This is a genomic window from Halomonas sp. 5021 (assembly GCF_036663435.1).
Taxonomy (GTDB): domain Bacteria; phylum Pseudomonadota; class Gammaproteobacteria; order Pseudomonadales; family Halomonadaceae; genus Vreelandella; species Vreelandella janggokensis.
This window is the reverse complement of the sequence record NZ_JAXOVU010000014.1, coordinates 1-21,134: the sequence shown is the minus strand read 5'-3', so window position 1 is coordinate 21,134 and position 21,134 is coordinate 1. Positions and strand designations below refer to the sequence as shown.

The following is a 21,134-nucleotide window of genomic DNA, read 5'->3' as shown; positions in this document are numbered from 1 at the left end:
GATGATGCCCAAGGCAGTAACGACATTGTTGAGTAGTTTCGCCATTGTCACGGCACTGGCTAGCAGTCAGGCAGTGGCCGATGACGACAAGGTATTTGGCTGGGTGGAAAAGGCAACGCTGCAGCCCTGGGGAACCGAAGTCAAAGCTAAACTCGACAGTGGTGCATTGACCTCGTCGCTGGACGCTCGTGATATCGAGATGTTTGAAAAGGACGATGAAGACTGGGTGCGTTTTCGTCTCAAGCTTGAAGACCAGGAAAGTGGTGAGGTATTTAGCGACGAGTTAGAGCGCCCACTCTATCGCGAGTTGAGAGTCCGCGGTGCTGGTGGCGTAGACGAGCGCCCCGTGGTACTGCTCAACGTGTGCATGGGCGACACCGTCTACGAAGAGCAGTTCAGCCTGCGTAACCGGGAAGACATGAATTACCCGCTATTACTGGGGCGGCGCACCATCAGCCACCTCGGTTTGCTCGATGTGCGTGAAACCTTCATGCAAGAGCCCGACTGCGGCGATGATGCAGAGGTAGTGGCCCATGATCCCGACGAAGATGACGCCAGCGACGAAACCTGACCCCTAAAAAAGCCGTGACAACAAAGCCGTCACGGCGGTCTCCACTCGCAGAATACGCGGGCCAAGATGCATGCCTTCGCAGCCCGCGTTCACCAGTTGCTCCACTTCCCAGTCGATAAAGCCGCCTTCGGGGCCGATAAACAGCACCGTTTCCCTGTTGATGCCCCTTGGGCAGGGGAGCGCCATGCCGGGGTGGGCGACCAGGCCATGTCCTTCGCTGAGCAGCGTGGGCAAGTGGTCACTGAGAAAAGCCCGAAAGCCTTTGACCAGCGTCACGCTGGGCATCACGGTATCGCGCGCCTGCTCAAGGCCGAGTACCAGATGCTGGTGTATCTTCTCGGGGCGCAGTTCGGGGGATTGCCAATAGCTTTTTTCGACCCGTTTGGTGTGCAGCAGCGTCAAGCGCTTTACGCCAAGCGCTGTCACGTGCTCCAGGGTGCGTGCCAGCATGCGCGGACGCGGTAACGCCAGCACCAGGTGCACGGGCAGGGCGGGCGGTGGCGCCTCGTCAAGGTGCTCCCAGCGCAATGTCGCCTGATCGGGCCCCATCGCGGTCAACTCGGCCTTGCCGATCAGCCCGTTCGAGCAGCCAACGGTGAGCGTATCCCCTGGCTGGGCGCGGTGTACCTCGCGCAGGTGTGTCAAACGGCGTTGGTCGCGCAGCAGGGCTTCGCCGTTCTGGGCCACATCGTGAGGTTCGAGTAAAATCAGGTTCATGGCAGTGGTCGATTGTTGAGTGCTTGGAAAGGTAGAGAAAGGCCCATCTGTGACATCCTGGCCGACGCTACGCCTATTGAATATCGCTACATGGCTTGCATGGCCGCCAAGTGCAGGCACAATAACAGCAACGGGAAGCAAAGCCCTATCGCGTTTAAGGAGAATCGCCGTGCGCGTCATTCGTAAATATGCCAATCGCAGATTGTATGATACCCAACAAAGCCGTTACGTGACGCTGGAGGATCTGCGCCGTCTGATTCTCGAGGAAGAGCCGTTTCGGGTCGAGGATGCCAAAAGCGGTGAAGACCTTACGCGGACGATCCTGCTGTCGATTATCATCGAACAGGAAAGTGCCGACAGTGATGCCGAGGTGTTCTCCAACGACCTGCTGGCGCAGTTGATCCGTGTCTATGACATGTCCTCACCGCTACCGCTGGCGCGTTACCTGGAGCAGGGCACCCAGATCATGATGGAGCAGCAAAAACGCATGCAAAGCCAGTGGCAGCAGGCCATTCGCCATACGCCCATGGAATTCATGCGTGAGCTGGCCGAGGAAAACATGCGCTTCTGGCAGAAGACCATGAACCAGGCGCCGCCCACCGGCAAAAATGACAGCGACGATATGGGCCGGAACGACAACGCGCATGACGATAAAGCTCATGATAAAAAGAGCAACGACGACAAGTCATCGTAAGCGCCAGCGACGCGCGGGCAAGCTGTGGCATAATACCGCTATTAATCTGCTCTTCCGCAAAGAAGGATATCCATGAAGGTTTTGATGATAGGCGGCGGTGGTCGCGAACACGCGTTGGCATGGAAACTGGCCCAGTCGCCGCGCGTCTCGCAGGTGTTTGTTGCGCCGGGTAATGCAGGCACCGCCGGTGAGGAAAAACTGACCAACGTCGCCATCGAAGCAAGCGATATTTCCGCACTGGTGGCGTTTGCACGCCAGGAAGACGTGGCGTTGACGGTGGTGGGGCCGGAAGCACCGCTAGTCGAAGGCGTGGTGGATCGCTTTCAGGCGGCGGATCTGACCATCTTTGGCCCCACCCAGGCAGCCGCCCAGTTGGAAGGCTCGAAGTCGTTCACCAAAGACTTCCTGGCGCGTCATGCGATTCCCACGGCCGACTATCAAACCTTCACGGCCGTTGAGCCAGCGCTTGAATACCTGACCGAAGTGGGCGCGCCCATCGTCATCAAGGCCGACGGCCTGGCAGCTGGTAAAGGCGTTATCGTCGCCATGACCCATGCGGAAGCCGAAGCCGCGATTCGTGACATGCTGGAAGCCAATGCCTTTGGCGATGCGGGTGCGCGGGTAGTGATCGAAGAGTTTCTGGACGGTGAAGAAGCCAGCTTCATCGTCATGGTCGATGGAGAAAACGTGGTGCCCATGGCGACCAGCCAGGACCACAAACGCGCCTGCGACGGTGATAGCGGACCCAATACCGGCGGCATGGGTGCCTACTCACCGGCGCCCGTGGTCACCCCGGATGTCGATGAACGCATCATGCAGCAGGTGATTCTGCCGACCGTCAAGGGAATGGCCGCCGAAGGTCATGCCTACAACGGCTTTCTCTACGCCGGCCTGATGATCGACGCCCAGGGTAACCCCAAGGTGATCGAATACAATTGCCGCTTTGGCGACCCGGAAACCCAGCCCATCATGCTGCGCTTGACCTCGGACTTTGCCGCACTGTGCCTTGCCGGTGCACAAGGCAAGCTGGCCGGTCAGCGCTGCGAGTGGGACGCACGTGCGGCGGTGGGGGTCGTACTGGCCGCCGGCGGTTACCCGGGCAGCTATCGCAAGGGCGATGTGATTCACGGTATTGCCAATGCCGAGCGCCATGGCTGCAAGGTGTTTCATGCGGGGACTCAACACAACGACCAGGGGGATGTTCTGACGGCAGGTGGCCGCGTACTGTGCGTTACCGCCCTTGGGGATAGCGTCTCCCAGGCGCAACAGAAGGCGTATCAAGGCGTGGACGAGATTCATTGGGAAGGTGTCATCTGCCGCCGTGATATCGCGCATCGTGCGATAGCCCGGGAAAGTTGACGCTTCGCCCGAAGGTTGACGCTTTTATAGTCGCAGGGGCATTCTGCCTCGCTTGCCGATCACAACAAGGATAACTGGATGGAACGGGTTCAGCTCGATTTTCCCGACGCAGCGATCATTCATCGCCATTCACTCAGCGTCCGTGTCACGGATATGAACTACGGTCGTCACCTTGGTCACGATGCGCTTGTATCGCTGCTCCATGAGGCGCGCATCCAGGCGTTTGCCACCCTCGATCTGCCAGAATGGGACATGCAAGGCTACCCCAGTGTGGTTGCCGATCTGGCGGTGCAATACCAAAGCGAAGCGCGCTGGCCGGACGCCCTGGTGGTTGAAACCGCTGTACCATCCCCCGAGGGCAAGGCATTAACGGTCTATCAGCGTATCGCCCACGCCGAGAGTGGCAAGACAGTGGCGACTGCGCGTATCAATCAACTGCTGATTGACATGGCGTCGGGTCGCCCGGTGACGATCCCTGACGCGGTTGTGCAAGCATTAGCGCAAGCAAGAGGCACCTGATCGATGTCCCGTGAATACCCCATTATTGCCATCACCGGCTCGTCCGGTGCTGGCACCACCACCGTGCGGCGTAGCTTTGAGCGCATGTTCCTGCGTGAAGACGTGCACGCTGCCATGGTGGACGGTGACGCCTTCCATCGCTACACCCGCGATGAACTGCATCGCATGTTCCGCGAAGAGCCCGAGCGCAAGAATGAGCTTTCGCATTTTGCCGTCGAAGCCAACCTGCTGGATCGCCTCGAAGGCATGTTTATCGAATACGGCGAGCATGGCACTGGGACCTTCAGGCACTATATCCACGCCGAGGATAAACAAAAGATCGAGGCGGGCCACAAGGTAGGCACCTTCACAGAGTGGCAGTCGCTACCCTGCGGAACCGATCTGCTGTTTTACGAAGGTCTGCACGGCGGCCTGGTCACGGAAGAATACGATATCGCACGCCACGTTGACCTGCTGGTGGGCGTGGCCCCCACGATGAACCTGGAATGGATCCAGAAAATCGATCGTGACACCAAGATGCGTGGCTATTCCCAGGAAGCGGTTATCGACACCATTCTGGGCCGTATGGATGACTACGTGCGCTATATCCAGCCCCAGCTTTCGCGCACCCATATCAATTTCCAGCGCGTGCCCACGGTGGATACCTCAAACCCCTTTGAGGTGCAGGATATACCGACGGATGCGGAATCCTTTGTGGTCATCCGTTTCCGCGACCCTTCCACGGTGGACTTTCCCTGGCTGCTGGCGATGATCAAGGATTCCTTCATGACCCGGCCCCACACCCTGGTGGTGCCCGGCGCCAGAATGTCGCTAGCCATGGAGCTTATCCTGGCACCGTTGGTGCGCCACTTGTTGTCACAGCGGCGTTTTCGTTAGGCTCGCAGGTAGTCATTCTGCCTGCGTCGCCAGCTTACGCTCATTGAGGAGCTTTTATGGACTGTCTGTTTTGCAAGATCATCAACCGTGAAATCCCTGCGGATATTGTCTATGAAGACGAGCACGTGCTGGCGTTCAACGACATCAATCCCCAGGCACCCACGCACCAGTTGATTATTCCCAAGAAGCACATTGCCACGCTCAATGATATTCATGCCGATGACCTGGCGACTGTCGGTCGGTTGCAATATACCGCGGCGAAGCTCGCCCAGGAGCAGGGCTTTGCCGACGATGGCTACCGCGTCGTCATGAACTGTAACGAAATGGGTGGCCAAACGGTCTATCATATCCACATGCACCTGCTCGGCGGGCGTCAGTTTACCTGGCCCGCCGGGTAAGTTGCTGTACTTTTACGACCCACGGCCAAGGAGCGAGCCATGAGGCGTCGATGCCCCCTTTCTGACCAATGGATCTATCAGTTTGATCGTGCGCTGCGCACGCTGGCGCCGCCCACGGCGCGCACAAAATCACTTGTGCCGGTATCATCTGGCGATAAAACCCTGACAGCCTTCGAGGCACACCACGTGGCAGGCATGATGCGCGTCAATCACAGTGGGGAGGTATGCCTGCAAGGGCTTTACCAGGGACAGCGGTTGTTTACGCAACGGCCGGATGCCAGTGCGCAAATGCAGCAATCAGCGACCAATGATCTTGGCCATCTGGCCCTGTTTAGCCAGCGGCTGCGGCAACTGGATAGCCGTACAAGCCTGCTTGCCCCGTGTTTCTATATAGCCTCGCTCAGTATTGGTGCGACCACGGGTGTACTGAGTGAGCGCCTTGGCCTGGGGCTGCTGGCCGCCAGCGAAACGCAAGCCGCTAGGCGGTTCAGTGATCAGCCGTCACGCCTGCCGGAGGCTGATCAGACGTCACGTACCCTGCTTCGCAAAGTGGCCGTGGAGAAAAACCACCATGCCCAACTGGCGCTAGAAGCGGGCGGTGTCAACCTGCCTGCGCCGGTGCAGTGGCTGATGCGCGGCGCCTTCAAGGCGGTCAGTAAAACGACGTATCACGGCTAACCGCTGGCAGATATCCATAAACAGCCACGCATAAAAAAGCCCCGCCAAGGCGGGGCTCAATTTACTAAAAAAGACTCAACTTATCTTGCGCAAGGTCCGAATCAACCCGTAGCGGGGGTTATTCGCCATGGATGGCGAATGTAGCGCCCATGGAGGGGTTTACAGCGCCCCCGCCAAGGGTTGTTCGGACCAGGCTATTAAGCATCGATGCGCTTGTACTTCATCCGCTTGGGCGTGTCGTTGCCCACACGCTTCTTGTGATCTTCTTCGTAGTCGGTGTAGTTACCGTCAAAGAAGACCACTTCCGAATCGCCCTCAAACGCCAGAATATGCGTCGCAATCCGGTCGAGGAACCAACGGTCGTGGGAGATCACCATGGCACAGCCCGGGAAGGCCAGCAGGGCCTCTTCCAGCGCACGCAGCGTCTCGATATCCAGATCGTTGGAGGGTTCGTCGAGCAGCAGCACGTTGGCACCCTGCTTGAGCGTTTGCGCGAGCTGCAAACGACCCCGCTCACCACCGGATAACTCATCCAGACGTTTCTGCTGGTCGTTGCCCTTGAAGTTGAAGCGACCCACGTACGCCCGTGAAGCGACCTCGTAACCATTGATGTTGAGGATATCCTGGCCATCGGAGACGGCCTGCCAGACGGTCTGCTTGTCGTCCAGAGCATCGCGGAGCTGCTCGACATAAGCGATATCCACGGTCTCGCCAAGCACCACCTCGCCGGCATCGGGCTGTTCCTGGCCGGTAATCAGCTTGAATAGGGTCGACTTACCGGCGCCGTTACCGCCCACAATGCCGACGATGGCACCGGGGGGAACCGAGAACGAAAGATCCTGATAAAGCAGCTTGTCGTCGAAGCGTTTTGCCACATCATGAAACTCGATGACCTTATCCCCCAGGCGCGGGCCGGGTGGAATATAGATCTCATTGGTTTCATTACGCTTCTGGAAATCACCGGACTGCATTTCCTCGAAGCGGTTAAGGCGTGCCTTGCTTTTCGCCTGGCGGCCCTTCGAGTTTGAGCGTACCCACTCAAGCTCCTGCTTGATGGCTTTCTGGCGAGAAGCCTCCTGCTTGGCTTCCTGACCCAGGCGCTGTTCTTTCTGCTCAAGCCACTGCGAGTAGTTGCCCTCGAACGGAATACCCTGGCCGCGGTCCAGCTCAAGAATCCAGCCCGCCACGTTGTCCAGGAAGTAGCGGTCGTGGGTAATGGCAACCACGGTGCCGTTGTAGTCGTGCAGAAAACGTTCCAGCCAGGCGACTGATTCGGCATCCAGGTGGTTGGTCGGTTCGTCGAGCAGCAGCATGTCGGGGCTTGAGAGCAGCAGACGACACAGTGCCACACGGCGGCGCTCACCGCCGGACAGGTTGCCGACCTGAGCTTCCCAGGGGGGGAGGCGCAGTGCTTCAGCGGCGACGTCTAGCTTGCGCTCGATGTTATGGGCGTCGGCCGCTTCGATAATGTTTTCCAGGCGTGCCTGCTCGCTCGCCAGGGCATCAAAGTCGGCGTCAGGCTCAGCGTAGGCAGCGTAAACGCCATCGAGTTTTTCCTGGGCTTCCTTGATAGCGCCCAGGGCTTCTTCGACGGTCTCGCGGACATTCTTGCTGTCGTCGAGTTCCGGCTCCTGAGGCAGATAACCGACGTTGATTCCCGGCATCGGACGGGCTTCACCTTCAAACTCATTATCGACACCGGCCATGATGCGCAGCAGTGTGGATTTACCCGCGCCATTCAAGCCCAGTACGCCAATCTTGGCGCCCGGGAAAAACGACAGCGAAATATCTTTAAGAATTTGCTTTTTGGGCGGCACGATCTTGCCAACCCGGTTCATGGTGAAAACGTATTGCGCCATGGAAATCCGTATAGTTGATGAAAAAAATGCCAGCGTCACCGCTGAGCGATAGGCAGATGATAGAGCCCCACGTGACGAAAGGCCAGCCAAGGAAGGCTGACCGTCCAGGTGCGGTCAGGTTGGTACCTGATGTCGCAGCGGGGAAGGCATCAGGAATGTTCCTGATGACTCTGCATCATTACTCTTCTTCGTCCCAGCCGTCATCGATCGCGCGTTTGAGGCGGCGTTCTTCAAGCCAGGCCTCAACCTGGCGTCTGGCGCGCAGGCTATCGGCTTTGTTGCTCGGCCGAGAACGGCTGTAGTGTTCGTCATTGACGGCGTCAGAGGAATCGAACTCATCCGCTTCACCGTCTTCAGGAGAGAAAGTTTCACGACTCAAGGGATTACGGCTCATGACTGGCCCTCCAACCCAAGCCGGCGTGCCGGCGTCATTATGGCTTTCTGGTTGGCAGAGCAACAGAAAGCGCCAAGCGCTTCAGCAAGCGCCTTGCCGCTATATAACGCCGGTTACGTTGAAGATCAAGCCTTGTCGTTTTATTTTTCTGTTTTTGTATCTGCCTGCTTGGCATGGAGTGCGGCGAGTGCCTGTTGCGCTTCCACACGTTCGGTCACATCTTTCTGTACGCCGATGTAGTACATCAGGTTATCGGCTTCGTCGAAAACCGGCGTGATCGACAGCTCATTCCAGAACATGGTGCCGTCTTTACGATAGTTGCGCAGCACCTCCCGCGAAGGCTTGCCTGCATTCAGCGCCTCACGAATCGCGTTGAGAGGATCTTGATCGCGATCCTCATTCTGCAAAAAACGGCAGTCCCGATATAAAATTTCATCGGCGCTGTAACCAGTGAGGCGCTCAAAGCCTTTGTTGACATAAATCAGGATGTTTTCGTCACCTTCCTGTTCAGCAACCACAATGCCGTCTTCGGAGGCGTCAACCATGCGTTCGAGCAACGCGGGGCTGATCATGGGAGATCGTTTCATCAAGGGGTCCTGTTGCAGCTCCAAACCTATCGTGGCGTATTGTCACGTAATTTTTATGATAGCAAAAGGCCGCATAACGGCTGCCACCGACTTACCATCATGGCGAGCGTTGCCCTGCTTTGCAATCCTGAACGTCACTCAACCTGCGGTAATCGCAGGGCACTGAACATCGCCGCCAGGGCGGTGGCGGACAAAACGAGCAGCAAGGCGCTACTGCCCAGCCACTGGGCCAACAGGCCGACCACCCCGCCCACCAGCAGCATCAGTACCCCCGTCAGGGTGTTCGAGAGTGCCACATAAAGGGCGCGGTTATCCTGGCTTGCCATGTCGACCAGGTAGGTTTTGCGACCCAGACGCACCCCATGATGAACAATCACCAGCGCCGCATAGACCAGTGCGTAGGGCCATATACGCTCGGAAACGACGGTCGGCAGCCACGCAATGCCTGCGCCCAGCAAACAGCATAAGGTTGTCCCGATCGCGGCATCTCGCATGACGCCTCGACTGGAGTGGTCGGCCCGCTTGCCCCACACGGGGCTTGCCACCATGGCGGCCAGGCCGGATACCACAACCAGAAGCCCCAGGCTGCTTAGCTCGCTGCCGCTTTGTTGTTGACCCAGCAGCGCCAGATAGGGAAGGGCCAGGGCGCTGGAAAGCAGCAACGCCCGGCACAGGTTGAAGTGTAAAAACGTGCGGTCTTGCTTGAGTAACGTAAGTCCCTGTATGATGCTATCCCAGGCATTTTCGCCACCTTCAACAGCGCCCGGCGTTTCCTCGATACGGGCGGCGCAGATCCCGTTGACGGCCCAGCCAAAAGCCGCAATGCCTAGCAGCGCCGCAAGTGTCACCTTGCCCAGGGAGTCATCCAGAAGCATCAATACGCCCCCGGCTGCCAGAGTGGCTGCCCCGGCAACACTGCCACTCCAGCCCATCAGGGTGCCACGGCGGCGTTTGGCAATGGTCTTGCCCATGACATCCTTGGTGGCGATGGACGAAAGGCCCCGGGCCAGCGACAGCATGACCAGTGCCATCAAGACCAGGCTGCCTCCCAGGCTGCCACTGCTCCACAACGCCAACGCTGCCAGCACGACTGCCGCCAGCGCCTGCAAGGCAGCACCGGCCACCCACACCCATTTGCGTTGCGGCTTGAGGCGAATGAAACCGGCCACAAAAATCTGCGGCAACAGTGCCCCGGACTCACGAATAGGCACCAATAGCCCGACCATCCATACCGGCGCACCGATGATGCCCATTAGCCAGGGCAATACCAGTCGTGCACTGGATAGCTCATCCGCCAGCTTATTGCCGAGTGATGCCCATAAATGCAGCATGAAGTTACGCGGTTGCTCATGGCAGGCGCTATCGGGAATGTCATCGCACATCCGGCTGTCCTCGTCGCCGGTCAGCCACTCGTAAATGCGCGATTCTGAGAGGTCATGTCTAGCCATCTAGGCTCCTTGGCAGTCGTCGTCCCGGGCGGCTCGTTTTGACGAGCCGTGTTATTCAGTACACTCTTGCTGGGCAATACCCCTGTCTAGTACAGGTGCTCACTATACGCGGTGGTTAACGCCTGCAGATTAGTTAATGCCCGCAGATTATTACGCAGTTTATTAATAGTACTCATGGATAATGGCGAGTGTCGCCAAGGAGCTCAAGGATGTCGCGTATTCAAATCCGCTATTGCACGCAATGCCAATGGCTGCTACGCAGCGGGTGGTATGCGCAGGAGCTGCTTTCCACCTTTGGCGAAACGTTGCAAGAAGTAGCGCTTTGCCCCAGTCACGGCGGCACCTTCGAAATATGGTGCGACGGCGTACTGCTGTGGGAGCGCAAACGTGATGACGGTTTCCCGGATATCAAAACCCTCAAGCAGCGGGTGCGAGACCACGTCGAACCCGCCCGTGACCTGGGCCATACCGACCGATGAATCAGGACCGCCAAGCAATTCTCTATGGGTTGGGGGCAGTTGCCCTCTGGTCCACCGTCGCCACCGCCTTCAAGGTTGCCTTGGCCTGGATGTCGCCCCTGGAACTGATGTGGCTGGCGGCGTTGGTTTCCTGGCTGCTGATGGGCGTACTGGTGGTGTACCAGGGTAACGCCAGAATAGCGCTCAACACCGGTTGGAAAACCGCTGCCTGGGCCGGGTTGATGAACCCGGTCGCTTATTACCTGGTGCTGTTTGCCGCTTATGATCGACTGCCCGGCCAGGAAGCCATGGCGCTCAATTACACCTGGGCGTTGGCCATGGCGTTTCTGGCGGTACCGCTGTTGGGGCACCGCCTGACCGTCAAGGATGTCACCGCCGGACTGGTCGCCTACGCAGGCGTCTGGGTGATCGCCACCCGTGGCAATGTGTTCGATGTCCACTTTGCCGACCCGCTTGGCGTCGCCTTTGCGCTAGCATCCACGCTGCTGTGGGCGCTTTACTGGCTGCTCAATGCCCGCGATAAACGCCAGCCGTTGGTGGGGCAGTGGCAAAACTTCACCGTCGGGTTGCCGGTATTGACGCTATTGCTGGTATGGGGGCCAGGGTTTCAGTGGCATGGCGGTTCGGCGTTGGTGGCCGGTATTTATGTCGGTCTGTTTGAGATGGGTATCGCATTTATTTTGTGGCAGCTTGCGGTTCACAAGGTGTCACGCACCGCCAAGGTCTCAAACCTGATATTTCTTTCCCCGCCTGTCTCGCTTTTGTTACTGTTTGTAGTCGTTGGTGAGTCGATTTATCCTTCAACCTTGGTGGGCCTGGTGCTTATTCTGGCAGGGTTAGGCTGGCAACAAACGCGTAGATCATAGGGTTAAGCCTTTTTTATCAGTCTTGTAAACCAATGCTTTGGCTTTTGGTTTACATATTCCTGTCTACTTAATAAGAAATTTATTGCATTAGGTTTTGTAAGTAATGTAATTTTGTTTTACGATAATTTACATTAATATTTCTGACGTAACCTATGTGTTATAAGCTATAAAGAGCAAATACATCATCAGGGTGCTTAAGCTCTTATGACGAGTAACGTGGACACGCAAGGCTCTAGAGCTTAGCACCACCAGGGTATGGAAACCGGGAATGGATGCGCCACCTGAACATAACGAGTGTTAGGAGAGTCCCGCGATAAAAAAATAACGTATCGATTGCTATCGGTGATTGCGGTGGTTTTGCTGCAGTCGCTGTCTCATATTCCATGAGGGGACCACAGATGAAAAAACTCAGCTACACCAACGGGCTTTACCAACGGTTTGGCTTGGCACGTATCATTCAGGCGGCCGCTTTCGGCACCAGCCTGACACTCCTTCCGCTCGGTCAGGCGATGGCACAATCGCTTCCATCCGATATGGCCATTCCGGGTTCATCCAATCTGCAAGAGACTGTCCAGCAGGCGATCACCCAGAATCCCGAAGTCAACGCGGCGTTCCGCGCCTTCAATGCGGCGGGTTACGACCGGGATGAGGCCTGGGGCGGTTACCTGCCAAGCGTGGATGCCACTGCTGGCGTAGGCCGCGAGTCCGTCGAAGGTGATGGCCGCGGTAGTTATGACACTGATTACGTGCAGCTCGAGTTGACCCAAATGGTCTACGACGGTTTTGCGACGGCCGGACGGGTAGAGCAACTGGACCGGGCAGAACTGGTACGTTACTACGAGCTATTGGGCGCCAGTGAAAACGTCGCTCTGGAAGCGACCAGGGCTTACGCTGATGTGCTGCGCTATCGTGAGCTGGTGCGCCTGGCTCAGGATAATTACCGCCAGCACATGCGGGTCTACGATCAGATCGAAGAGCGTGCGCTGTCCGGCGCAGGCCGCGGTGTTGATCTTGAGCAGATTACCGGTCGTGTCGCGCTGGCCGAATCCAACCTGCTGACTGAAGCCTCAAATCTGCATGATGTCTCGGCGCGCTATAACCGCATCGTCGGCGACCTGCCGGTAGAAAACCTGGCCCCCACGCCGGCATTAGAAGACGAGCTACCCAGCTCGGTGCAAGAGGCGGTCAACCTTGCCTTTGAAGGCAACCCCGACTTCCATGCCGCCATTGAAGACATTGCGGCGTCGCGGGCGGAGCAGGACATTGCAGAAGCCGGCTTTCATCCGCGGTTGGATATCGTAGGACGCACCGGCAGCAACAACGATGATTCTGCGGCAATCGGTCGTCGTGACCAGAGCAGCATCGAGCTGGTAGCCAGCATGAACCTTTATCGGGGTGGCTCGGATCTGGCCTCATTCCGGGCAGCGAGTGAACGCATCGAGGAAGCCGTTGAAAATCGCGAGCTGGCTTGCCGCAACGTTCGTCAAACGACCCAGATCGCCTACGGGGACACCCAGCGGTTGCGCGAGCAGATGCAGTACCTGAATCAGCATCGCCAGTCCATTGACCGGGTTCGCGGCGCTTATCAGCAGCAGTTCGATATCGGCGAGCGCACCCTGCTCGACGTGTTGGACAGCGAAAACGAGTTCTTCGAAGCCAGCCGAGCCTACGTGAACGCTCAGTATGATGTTGCCATTGCCGACGCCGAGACGCTGGCTTCAATGGGGCACCTGATGCGCACCCTGGATGTATCACGCGCCGACATGCCGAGCCTTTCAGACCTGGATAGCGATGGCGTCCAGATTGACGCCGAGGCTATCTGCCCGACTCAAGCGCCTGCCAACTATACGCTGGAGGATCTGGTAGGTAGTACCGGTAATGATCCGTCTTCGGGTGTCAGTACAGTGCGCTCGTTTGATGTTTGATGGGGATCGCGCCATTGATTCGCTTTCGGTCGCTGACGTTTCGGGCAATCCCTCGGAGCGTCCTTCAGCGTTCTCGGACGAGATCGTTGACACCACCCCTGCGAATGCAAACTCATTTCTTCAGGTAGCGGCCCTCAGCAGCCAGTCATCGGCCGCTGAGCTGCAAAGAGAACTTGAAGGTCAGTTGAACATGCCAACTCGCGTGGTTGACGGTGGTGGTCTTTACCGTGTTCAGGTAGGCACCACCCCTGATGCAGTATCAGGCTTTCGCCGCCAGTTGAGCGATATGGGGTATGATGAAGCGTTTCCTGTCAGCAGTTAAGTAAGAGGATGGCGCTGTAGGTTGTTTCGCGTTCTTTCAGTTTTCGTTACACAAGAACGCGAGACAGCATCGCTGGGCGCACTAATCTAAGCAGGTCGCATTTATGATTTGGGGTATGTGTGTCTAACGAAAAAGACGTAGCATCAGACGAACCATCTACTCGAACCGATACAGATGAGCTTCTTGAATGCTTGATCGCTGTGGCATCCATTCATCACCACGATGCCACACGAGAAGCGCTGACTGCCGGTCTCCCACTAGAGGAAGGCAGGCTGACGCCCGGCGTGTTGGGGCGTGCAGCGGCGCGCGCTGACCTGACGGCTCGGCTGGTCAAATCACGCCTGTCGCAGCTGAACCCCGCCCTGTTTCCAGCGATTCTGCTCCTGGAATCGGGGCGCGCCTGTGTGCTGCTCAACCTGGACATTAAAAATGGCCAGGCGGAAGTCATTTTCCCCGAGCTGGGCGAGGCAAGCTCCATTGTCAGCCTGGTCGGCCTTCAGGACGCCTACAGCGGCCAGTCGGCCTATGTCAGGCCCAAGTTCCGCTTTGATGCGCGTGGCCCCGAGGTCAAGAAGCAGCGCTCGCGGCACTGGTTCTGGGGCGTTATCCGCGAAAACCGCAAGCTTTACCGCGATGTATTGATCGGCTCGGCGGTGATCAACCTGTTTGCTGTGGCCATGCCCCTGTTCGTGATGAACGTTTACGACCGGGTAGTCCCCAACGCGGCCACCGAGACGCTCTGGGTGCTGGCCGTCGGCATCTTTATCGTGCTGTGTTTCGACCTGGCGCTACGCCTGATGCGCAATGCCTTTGTCGACCTGGCCGCCAGCCGTGCCGATGTGAAACTGACCTCAAGCATCATGTCACGGGTGCTCGGCATGCGCATGGAATCCAAGCCAGCGTCAACAGGCTCCTTTACCGCCACGCTGCAATCCTTTGAATCCGTGCGGGCGTTTATCGGCTCTGCCACCATCGTGGCGCTCGTGGATCTGCCTTTTGTCATTCTGTTTGCCTCGATTATCGCGCTGATTGGGGTGCCGCTGGTGATTCCCATTGTGGTCGGCGCGGTGTTCGTTTTCCTTTATGCACTGGCCGCGCAGAGTAAGCTGCACGAGCTCTCTGAAACCACCTGGCGCATCGGCGCCCAGCGCAATGCCACCCTGGTGGAGTCCGTCGGCAACCTGGAAACCGTCAAGGCGCTGCGCAGCGAAAGCCGTTTACAGGGCATGTGGGAAAGGGCGTCGGCGTTTCTTTCCCGTACGGCGGCCCAGTTGCGCCTGGTCAGCTCGTCCGTCACCAGTGTGGCGCTATGGACACAGCATACGGTGGCGGTGGCGATCATCATTATCGGTGTCTACATGATCATCGAAGGTGATTTGACCCAGGGCGGGCTGATCGCCGCTTACCTGCTATCTTCCCGGGCAATGGCGCCAATCAGTCAGGCGGCGGGGTTGATGGCCCAATACCACCAATCATCCACGGCGCTCGAGTCACTCAACGAGGTGATGGACAAGCCTACCGAGCGCGTTGAGGGAAAGGCCTATATCAACCGTCCCGTGGTGCAGGGCGATATCAAATTCGACGGCGTCAGCCTGAGCTACCCGGAGGCAGAGCGTAGCGCGCTCAACGACGTGAGTTTCCGGCTCAAGCCGGGTGAGAAGGTCGCCCTGATCGGTCGTATCGGTTCGGGCAAATCAACCCTCAGCAAGCTGTTGCTGGCGCTTTACCAGCCCACTGGCGGTGCCATCTTCCTGGATGATGTCGACATACGCCAGTTCGACCCCATGCAGCTGCGGCGGCACATCGGCTACGTGCCCCAGGATATCGCGCTGTTTTTCGGTACCCTGCGCGAGAACATCGTCGCCGGAGCAGGCAGCGAGGGCGTTGATGACGAGGCACTGCTCGAGGCTGTCCGATTGAGCGGCCTTGAGTCACTGGTCAAGTCACATCCTCACGGGCTTGATCTGCCGGTCGGCGAGGGCGGCAATATGCTCTCCGGTGGTCAGCGTCAATCGGTCGCCATTGCGCGTGCGCTGGTGAACAGTCCGAGCGTGCTGCTGCTCGACGAACCCACCAGCGCGATGGACCACGCCAGCGAAGAGGTGCTGAAGAAAAACCTGACGCGTTTCAGTCAAGAAAAAACCATGGTGATCGTTACCCACCGCACCTCGCTGCTCTCGCTTGTCGACCGCATTATCGTGATGGACGCGGGCAAAGTGGTTGCCGATGGCCCGCGCGAGCAAGTCGTCGAAGCCTTGCGTAAAGGCCAGGTCGGGAGGGCGAGCTAATGGCGAAAAAACGTAAATCCGCCGAACAGCAGGGCTTTGAAGCGCTGGGCCGGTTCAGTGAGAAGGGCGGCAAACCCTTTCGCCCGTTCATGGACCGGTTGTTTTCCAAGCGTGTCACGTCAGCCCATATAAATCGGGACTGGGCCAGTGATGCCGACTGGGCGCGCATGCAACAGGACCCCCTCCGCGCACGCGGATTTCTCTACGGCATCGTGCTGGCCATCATCGCGCTGCTTGTCTGGGCTTCTTTTGCGGAAATTGACGAAGTCACCCGTGGCCAGGGCCGCGTCATTCCCGCCCAACAGCTGCAGCGCGTCCAGTCATTTGACGGCGGCGTGGTCGAGGAAATCCTTGTCCAGGAAGGCGAGATGGTCGAAGCGGGCGAGGTCATCATGCGCATCGACCCCACTCGCTTTGTCTCCGATTTTCGTGAGAACCGGGTGCAGGCCCAGGCGCTAAAAGCCCGAGCCGAGCGGCTGCGTGCCCTGGTGACGGACACTGACTTCTCGCCAGGCGAGGAGCTGCTGGAAAAAGCGCCACTCGCCGTTTCGCAAGAGCGTGAAGCCTATCAAAGTAGCCTATACGAATTACGCCAGCAGGAAGCCGTTATTCGCGACCGCATCCGCCAACGTGAAGCCGAGCTGCGCGAGGCAAAACTACGGCGCGATACCGCCAGCCGGGAGTTGCAAATGGCCAGTGAGGAGCTTCAGCTCACGCGGCCTCTGCTATCCTCCGGCGCCGTATCGGAAGTCGAAGTGCTGCGTCTGGAGCGCGAAGTTTCCCGTAACCGCGGCGAGCGCGATCAGGCCAATGCCGCCATTGAGCGGCTCGAAGCCGCCGTTGAGGAAAGTGAGTCGCAGTTGCGTGAACTGGGCGCTGAACGGCGTAGCCAGTGGCGCAACGACCTGTCCGATACGCTGAGTGAAATTGCCGCGTTGGATGAAGGCAGTTCGGGCCTGGAGAATCGCGTGCAGCTTGCCGATATTCGCTCGCCAGTGAAAGGGGTCGTGCAAACCCTGCACATCACGACCATCGGTGGCGTTGCTCAAGCCGGGCAGGAAGTCGTCGATATTATTCCTACCGATGACCGGCTATTGGTCGAAGCGCGCATTGCACCCCAGGACATCGCTTTCCTCACCCCTGGGCAGGAGGCAACCGTCAAACTGACGGCCTACGACTATTCCCAGTATGGCGGTTTAAAGGCCGAGCTCGAAAACATCAGTGCTGACACGATTACCGATGACGATGACAACACCTTTTATCGCGTAAAGGTACGTACCGAACAGGGTGAGATCAATAACGAAGACATGGACATCATTCCCGGCATGACGGCCCAGGTGGATATCATGACCGGCAAGCGTACGGTGATGGAGTTTCTCCTGAAACCTGTCCTGCGTGCGTGGAATAATTCATTAGGGGAACGCTGATGAACCACCTTTTTGTCACACAAGACCAGGCGTTGATGCCCCGCTGGCAAGCCGCCTTTGCCGAGGCTGAGTGCGTTACTGTTGAGCAGGCCGAGGCGCGGGCGGATGCTGACACCCTGGTGTGGTTATTAAAAGAAGAGCATGGCAATGAAGAGTCTTCTCTCGTGCGCCGCCTGTCTCAGCGTGCCACCGTTGTAGTGCTGTCGATGATGCCGGAAAACGGCGCGGCGATGGAGGCGCTTCAACAAGGCGCAAGAGGCTACGCCCACGCGCTGAGTCCCGCCGATTCGCTAAAGCAAATCGCCACGGTGGTAATGAACCAGGGGATCTGGGTACCGGCCGAACTGATGGCGCAAGTCATGGGCAGCACCTGGCGGCTACTCAAGGGAGACGAACAGGTTCAATCATCGGTGTTGGAAGTACTGACTCAACGTGAGCGCGAAGTAGCGTTGGCAGTGGCCAAGGGAGCCAGCAATAAAGTCGTGGCCCGAGAACTCGATATAACGGAAAGAACCGTCAAAGCTCACTTGACCGCTATCTTTGCCAAGCTCGATATCCATGACCGGTTACAACTGATCATCAAGCTGACCGGGAAAGGCGCATCAGCAAAGGCAAACGAGGTCCTCAGTTACTCCACCTCAAAGTAGTCAGCCAGTAGCAAGCGGCTATAACCTCTTTGGTGGATAGCAATCTGTCAGCCTTGACGCCCAGCTATCTAGCCCTTTTCTATGCCGCTGGGGCGATTTAAAGCCCCCCAGTACGTATGAAGTACCTACCGAAATAGTCCCCCATCCTGTACCACGGTCCAATACTAAGCTTTCCCAGTCTGGCCTAGTGTGACTATCAATATAAAACCTTATTTCTGTTGTTAGAGGATGACTCCTATGAGCATTGCAACCGTTGTTACCATTACTGGTCAGGCCTGGGCACGCGATCCTGACGGTAACCTGCGCGAACTGGCTGTTGGTGATGTTCTTCAGGAAGGTGAAACGCTCGTCACCTCTACCAATGGCAGTGTGCAACTTGATTTTGACGACGGTCTGCCTCCGACGCTGATCGGCGGCAACGAAGAAGTCGCGATCACCAATGACGTGGATGCCGAGAATGCACCTACCGAAGAAGAAACCGTCGCCCAGGACGGAGAGGTAGAAGCGCTCCTCTCCGCACTGGAAGAAGAAGACGGCGACATCCTTGAACTCCTTGAAGCAACCGCCGCAGGCGGTGGTGCTGCCGGTGGTGGCGGCGGCGGTGGCGCCGACTTCGTCCAGCTCGCGCGCATCGAAGAGTCTGTTCAAGGTTTGCAGTTTGAGTATGCAGGTGGTGTGGATGGTGGCCCGCCTGCGGTTGAGTTTGCCGAAGCTCCTGTCGAAGACGATGCAGCGGTCGAAGATACCGACGCCATTGCAGGTATTATTTTAAACCCCATTGCGGGCGACGATACTGTTAATGAAACTGAAGCGGGTCAAATCGTTACGCTGACCGGTAGCGTCACCGGCGATGCGGGTGAAGGCGACACGGTCACACTCACCATCGGTGATCAAACCTATAGTGGCCTGGTCGATGCCGATGGCAATTTTGCTATCGATGTCGACGGCGACGTGCTTGCCGCCAACGATACGGTAAGTGGCAACGTTACCGGCACTGATGATGCAGGCAACGAATTTAGCGCTGATACTGACCGCGAGTATGCGGTTGATACCACCGCTGAAGCGGGCATTACCATTGATCCGGTCACTGATGACAACACTGTCAACGAAACTGAATCGGGGCAGGCCATTGCGATCACCGGTAGTGTGACCGGCGATGCCGCAGAAGGTGACACGGTTACGCTTACCATCGGCGAGAATGAATACACCGGCCAGGTCGATGCTGATGGGAACTACAGCATTGATGTAGATGGCGATGTCCTTGCCGACAACGACACCATTGAAGCCAATGTCAGTGGTTCCGACGAAGCGGGTAACGAATTTAGTGCGGATACCATCCGCGAGTACGCGGTGGACACCACCGCCGAAGCGGGTATCACCATTGATCCGGTGACCGATGACAATACCGTCAACGAGACCGAAGCCGGTCAGACCATTGCGATCACCGGTAGCGTGACTGGCGATGCCGCCGAAGGCGACACCGTTACGCTGACCATCGGTGAGAGCGAATACACCGGCCAGGTCGATGCGGATGGCAACTACTCGATCAACGTCGATGGCGACGTGCTGGCAGCCAATAACACCATCGGCGCCAACGTCACTGGCACCGATGAAGCCGGTAACGAATTTAGTGCTGATGCCAGCCGCGAGTACGCGGTGGATACCACCGCCGAAGCGGGCATTACTATTGATGCCATCACTGGTGACGACGTGGTCAACGGTGAAGAAGCGGAAGAAGGCAACCAAGTCACCATCACCGGTAGCGTCTCAGGTGATGCCGCCGAAGGTGACACCGTTACCCTGACCATCGGTGACCAAAGTTACGAAGGCACCGTGGGTGAAGACCTCACCTACAGCATCGACGTGGACGGTGAGGTGCTGGCCGCCAATGACACCATCGGCGCCAACGTCACTGGCACCGACGAAGCGGGCAACGCCTTCAGTGCGGATACTAACCGCGACTACAGCGTCGATACCGAAGCCAGTGCCACGATCAGCATTGACCCGGTGACTGACGACAACACCGTCAACGAAACCGAAGCGGGTCAGACCATTGCGATCACCGGTAGCGTCACCGGCGATGCCGCCGAAGGCGACACCGTTACCCTGACCATCGGTGACCAAAGCTACGAAGGCACCGTGGGTGAAGACCTCACCTACAGCATCGACGTGGACGGTGAGGTGCTGGCCGCCAACGATACGATTGCAGCCAACGTCACTGGCACCGATGAAGCCGGTAACGAATTTAGTGCTGATAACACCCGCGAATACGCGGTAGATACCACCGCTGAAGCCGGCATTACTATCGACGCCATCACCGGTGACGATGTGGTCAACGGTGAAGAAGCGGAAGAAGGCAACCAAGTCACCATCACCGGTAGCGTCTCAGGTGATGCCGCCGAAGGTGACACCGTTACGCTGAACATCGGTCAGAGTGAGTATACCGGCCAGGTGGACGCCGACGGCAACTACGCCATTGCGGTAGATGGTGATGTTCTGGCATTGAATGACAACGTTCGAGCTAATGTGTCTGGTACTGACGAGGCAGGCAACGAATTCAGCGCCGATAACGCCCGCGAGTATATGGTCGATACCGCCGCTGAGGCCAGTATCACCATTGACCCGGTGACTGACGACAACACCGTCAACGAAACCGAAGCGGGTCAGACCATTGCGATTACCGGTAGCGTGACCGGCGATGCCGCCGAAGGCGACACCGTTACCCTGACCATCGGTGACCAAAGTTACGAAGGCACCGTGGGTGAAGACCTCACCTACAGCATCGACGTGGACGGTGAGGTGCTGGCCGCCAACGATACGATTGCAGCCAACGTCACTGGCACCGATGAAGCCGGTAACGAATTTAGTGCTGATAACACCCGCGACTACAGCGTCGATACCGAAGCCAGTGCCACGATCAGCATTGACCCGGTGACTGACGACAACACCGTCAACGAAACCGAAGCGGGTCAGACCATTGCGATCACCGGTAGCGTCACCGGCGATGCCGCCGAAGGTGACACCGTTACGCTGACCATTGGTGACCAAAGTTACGAAGGCACCGTGGGTGAAGACCTCAC

At 57.8% G+C, this 21,134-nt stretch carries 20 protein-coding genes; 15 read left to right on the top strand and 5 right to left on the bottom strand.

Annotation, left to right across the window (positions count from 1 at the left end):
• Positions 1 to 4: 4 nt before the first annotated feature.
• Positions 5 to 571 carry a retropepsin-like aspartic peptidase RloA3 gene (rloA3, locus tag R3F64_RS16720; RefSeq protein WP_085919797.1) on the top strand — a complete coding sequence of 189 codons (567 nt, stop codon included), beginning with the start codon at positions 5 to 7 and terminating at the stop codon, positions 569 to 571.
• Positions 572 to 574: 3 nt separating this feature from the next.
• On the opposite strand, the gene R3F64_RS16715 is transcribed toward rloA3, so the two are convergent.
• Positions 575 to 1,288, bottom strand: coding sequence for a 16S rRNA (uracil(1498)-N(3))-methyltransferase (locus R3F64_RS16715; protein ID WP_199284907.1), 714 nt, complete (start codon positions 1,286 to 1,288; stop codon positions 575 to 577).
• Between the two features lie 169 nt (positions 1,289 to 1,457).
• On the opposite strand from R3F64_RS16715, the gene phaR reads away from it, so the two are divergent.
• The 6 genes from phaR to coq7 all read left to right on the top strand — a co-directional run bounded on the left by phaR (position 1,458) and on the right by coq7 (position 5,812).
• Entirely contained in the window at positions 1,458 to 1,982 is a 525-nt protein-coding gene (gene phaR / locus R3F64_RS16710; protein WP_085919795.1) for a polyhydroxyalkanoate synthesis repressor PhaR, read from the top strand.
• Positions 1,983 to 2,054: 72 nt separating this feature from the next.
• A complete protein-coding gene (gene purD, locus R3F64_RS16705; protein WP_199284908.1) occupies positions 2,055 to 3,341 on the top strand; it encodes a phosphoribosylamine--glycine ligase in 1,287 nt (428 codons plus the stop codon).
• A 78-nt stretch (positions 3,342 to 3,419) separates the two neighbouring features.
• Positions 3,420 to 3,860 (top strand): acyl-CoA thioesterase, encoded by a 441-nt coding sequence (locus R3F64_RS16700; protein ID WP_199284909.1) that lies wholly within the window; start codon positions 3,420 to 3,422, stop codon positions 3,858 to 3,860.
• A 3-nt stretch (positions 3,861 to 3,863) separates the two neighbouring features.
• Positions 3,864 to 4,736 (top strand): phosphoribulokinase, encoded by an 873-nt coding sequence (locus R3F64_RS16695; RefSeq protein WP_085919792.1) that lies wholly within the window; start codon positions 3,864 to 3,866, stop codon positions 4,734 to 4,736.
• 56 nt (positions 4,737 to 4,792) lie between these two features.
• A complete protein-coding gene (locus R3F64_RS16690; RefSeq protein ID WP_085919791.1) occupies positions 4,793 to 5,134 on the top strand; it encodes a histidine triad nucleotide-binding protein in 342 nt (113 codons plus the stop codon).
• 39 nt (positions 5,135 to 5,173) lie between these two features.
• Positions 5,174 to 5,812: a 2-polyprenyl-3-methyl-6-methoxy-1,4-benzoquinone monooxygenase gene (coq7, locus tag R3F64_RS16685; protein ID WP_199284910.1), complete on the top strand. Its 639-nt coding sequence runs from the start codon at positions 5,174 to 5,176 to the stop codon at positions 5,810 to 5,812.
• Between the two features lie 197 nt (positions 5,813 to 6,009).
• Here coq7 and ettA read toward each other — a convergent pair whose 3' ends face one another.
• The 4 genes from ettA to R3F64_RS16665 all read right to left on the bottom strand — a co-directional run bounded on the left by ettA (position 6,010) and on the right by R3F64_RS16665 (position 10,100).
• Positions 6,010 to 7,671 (bottom strand): energy-dependent translational throttle protein EttA, encoded by a 1,662-nt coding sequence (ettA, locus tag R3F64_RS16680; protein ID WP_199284911.1) that lies wholly within the window; start codon positions 7,669 to 7,671, stop codon positions 6,010 to 6,012.
• Between the two features lie 178 nt (positions 7,672 to 7,849).
• Complete coding sequence (locus R3F64_RS16675) at positions 7,850 to 8,065, bottom strand: PA3496 family putative envelope integrity protein (protein ID WP_085919788.1); 216 nt, start codon at positions 8,063 to 8,065, stop codon at positions 7,850 to 7,852.
• A 140-nt stretch (positions 8,066 to 8,205) separates the two neighbouring features.
• Positions 8,206 to 8,652: a PAS domain S-box protein gene (locus tag R3F64_RS16670; RefSeq protein ID WP_199284912.1), complete on the bottom strand. Its 447-nt coding sequence runs from the start codon at positions 8,650 to 8,652 to the stop codon at positions 8,206 to 8,208.
• A 134-nt stretch (positions 8,653 to 8,786) separates the two neighbouring features.
• Entirely contained in the window at positions 8,787 to 10,100 is a 1,314-nt protein-coding gene (locus R3F64_RS16665; protein ID WP_199284913.1) for an MFS transporter, read from the bottom strand.
• A 209-nt stretch (positions 10,101 to 10,309) separates the two neighbouring features.
• On the opposite strand from R3F64_RS16665, the gene R3F64_RS16660 reads away from it, so the two are divergent.
• The 8 genes from R3F64_RS16660 to R3F64_RS16625 form a co-directional block, all read left to right on the top strand.
• Positions 10,310 to 10,579: a SelT/SelW/SelH family protein gene (locus R3F64_RS16660; protein WP_085919785.1), complete on the top strand. Its 270-nt coding sequence runs from the start codon at positions 10,310 to 10,312 to the stop codon at positions 10,577 to 10,579.
• Positions 10,576 to 11,445 (top strand): DMT family transporter, encoded by an 870-nt coding sequence (locus R3F64_RS16655; RefSeq protein WP_085919784.1) that lies wholly within the window; start codon positions 10,576 to 10,578, stop codon positions 11,443 to 11,445. Before R3F64_RS16660 ends, R3F64_RS16655 begins: the two co-directional genes overlap by 4 nt.
• 398 nt (positions 11,446 to 11,843) lie before the next feature.
• The gene (locus R3F64_RS16650; RefSeq protein ID WP_199284914.1) at positions 11,844 to 13,370 is read left to right on the top strand and encodes a TolC family outer membrane protein; all 1,527 of its coding nucleotides are present in this window, start codon (positions 11,844 to 11,846) and stop codon (positions 13,368 to 13,370) included.
• Positions 13,363 to 13,692 carry an SPOR domain-containing protein gene (locus tag R3F64_RS16645; RefSeq protein WP_199284915.1) on the top strand — a complete coding sequence of 110 codons (330 nt, stop codon included), beginning with the start codon at positions 13,363 to 13,365 and terminating at the stop codon, positions 13,690 to 13,692. The genes R3F64_RS16650 and R3F64_RS16645 overlap by 8 nt, the downstream gene beginning before the upstream one ends.
• Before the next feature lie 119 nt (positions 13,693 to 13,811).
• Entirely contained in the window at positions 13,812 to 15,980 is a 2,169-nt protein-coding gene (locus tag R3F64_RS16640) for a type I secretion system permease/ATPase (RefSeq protein ID WP_199284916.1), read from the top strand.
• Positions 15,980 to 17,407, top strand: a complete 1,428-nt coding sequence (locus R3F64_RS16635; protein ID WP_199284917.1) for an HlyD family type I secretion periplasmic adaptor subunit — start codon at positions 15,980 to 15,982, stop codon at positions 17,405 to 17,407. The genes R3F64_RS16640 and R3F64_RS16635 overlap by 1 nt, the downstream gene beginning before the upstream one ends.
• Positions 17,407 to 18,054, top strand: coding sequence for a response regulator transcription factor (locus tag R3F64_RS16630; protein WP_085920467.1), 648 nt, complete (start codon positions 17,407 to 17,409; stop codon positions 18,052 to 18,054). The genes R3F64_RS16635 and R3F64_RS16630 overlap by 1 nt, the downstream gene beginning before the upstream one ends.
• A gap of 237 nt (positions 18,055 to 18,291) precedes the next feature.
• On the top strand, positions 18,292 to 21,134 hold a 2,843-nt coding region (locus R3F64_RS16625), incomplete at its 3' end, for a retention module-containing protein (RefSeq protein ID WP_332612662.1).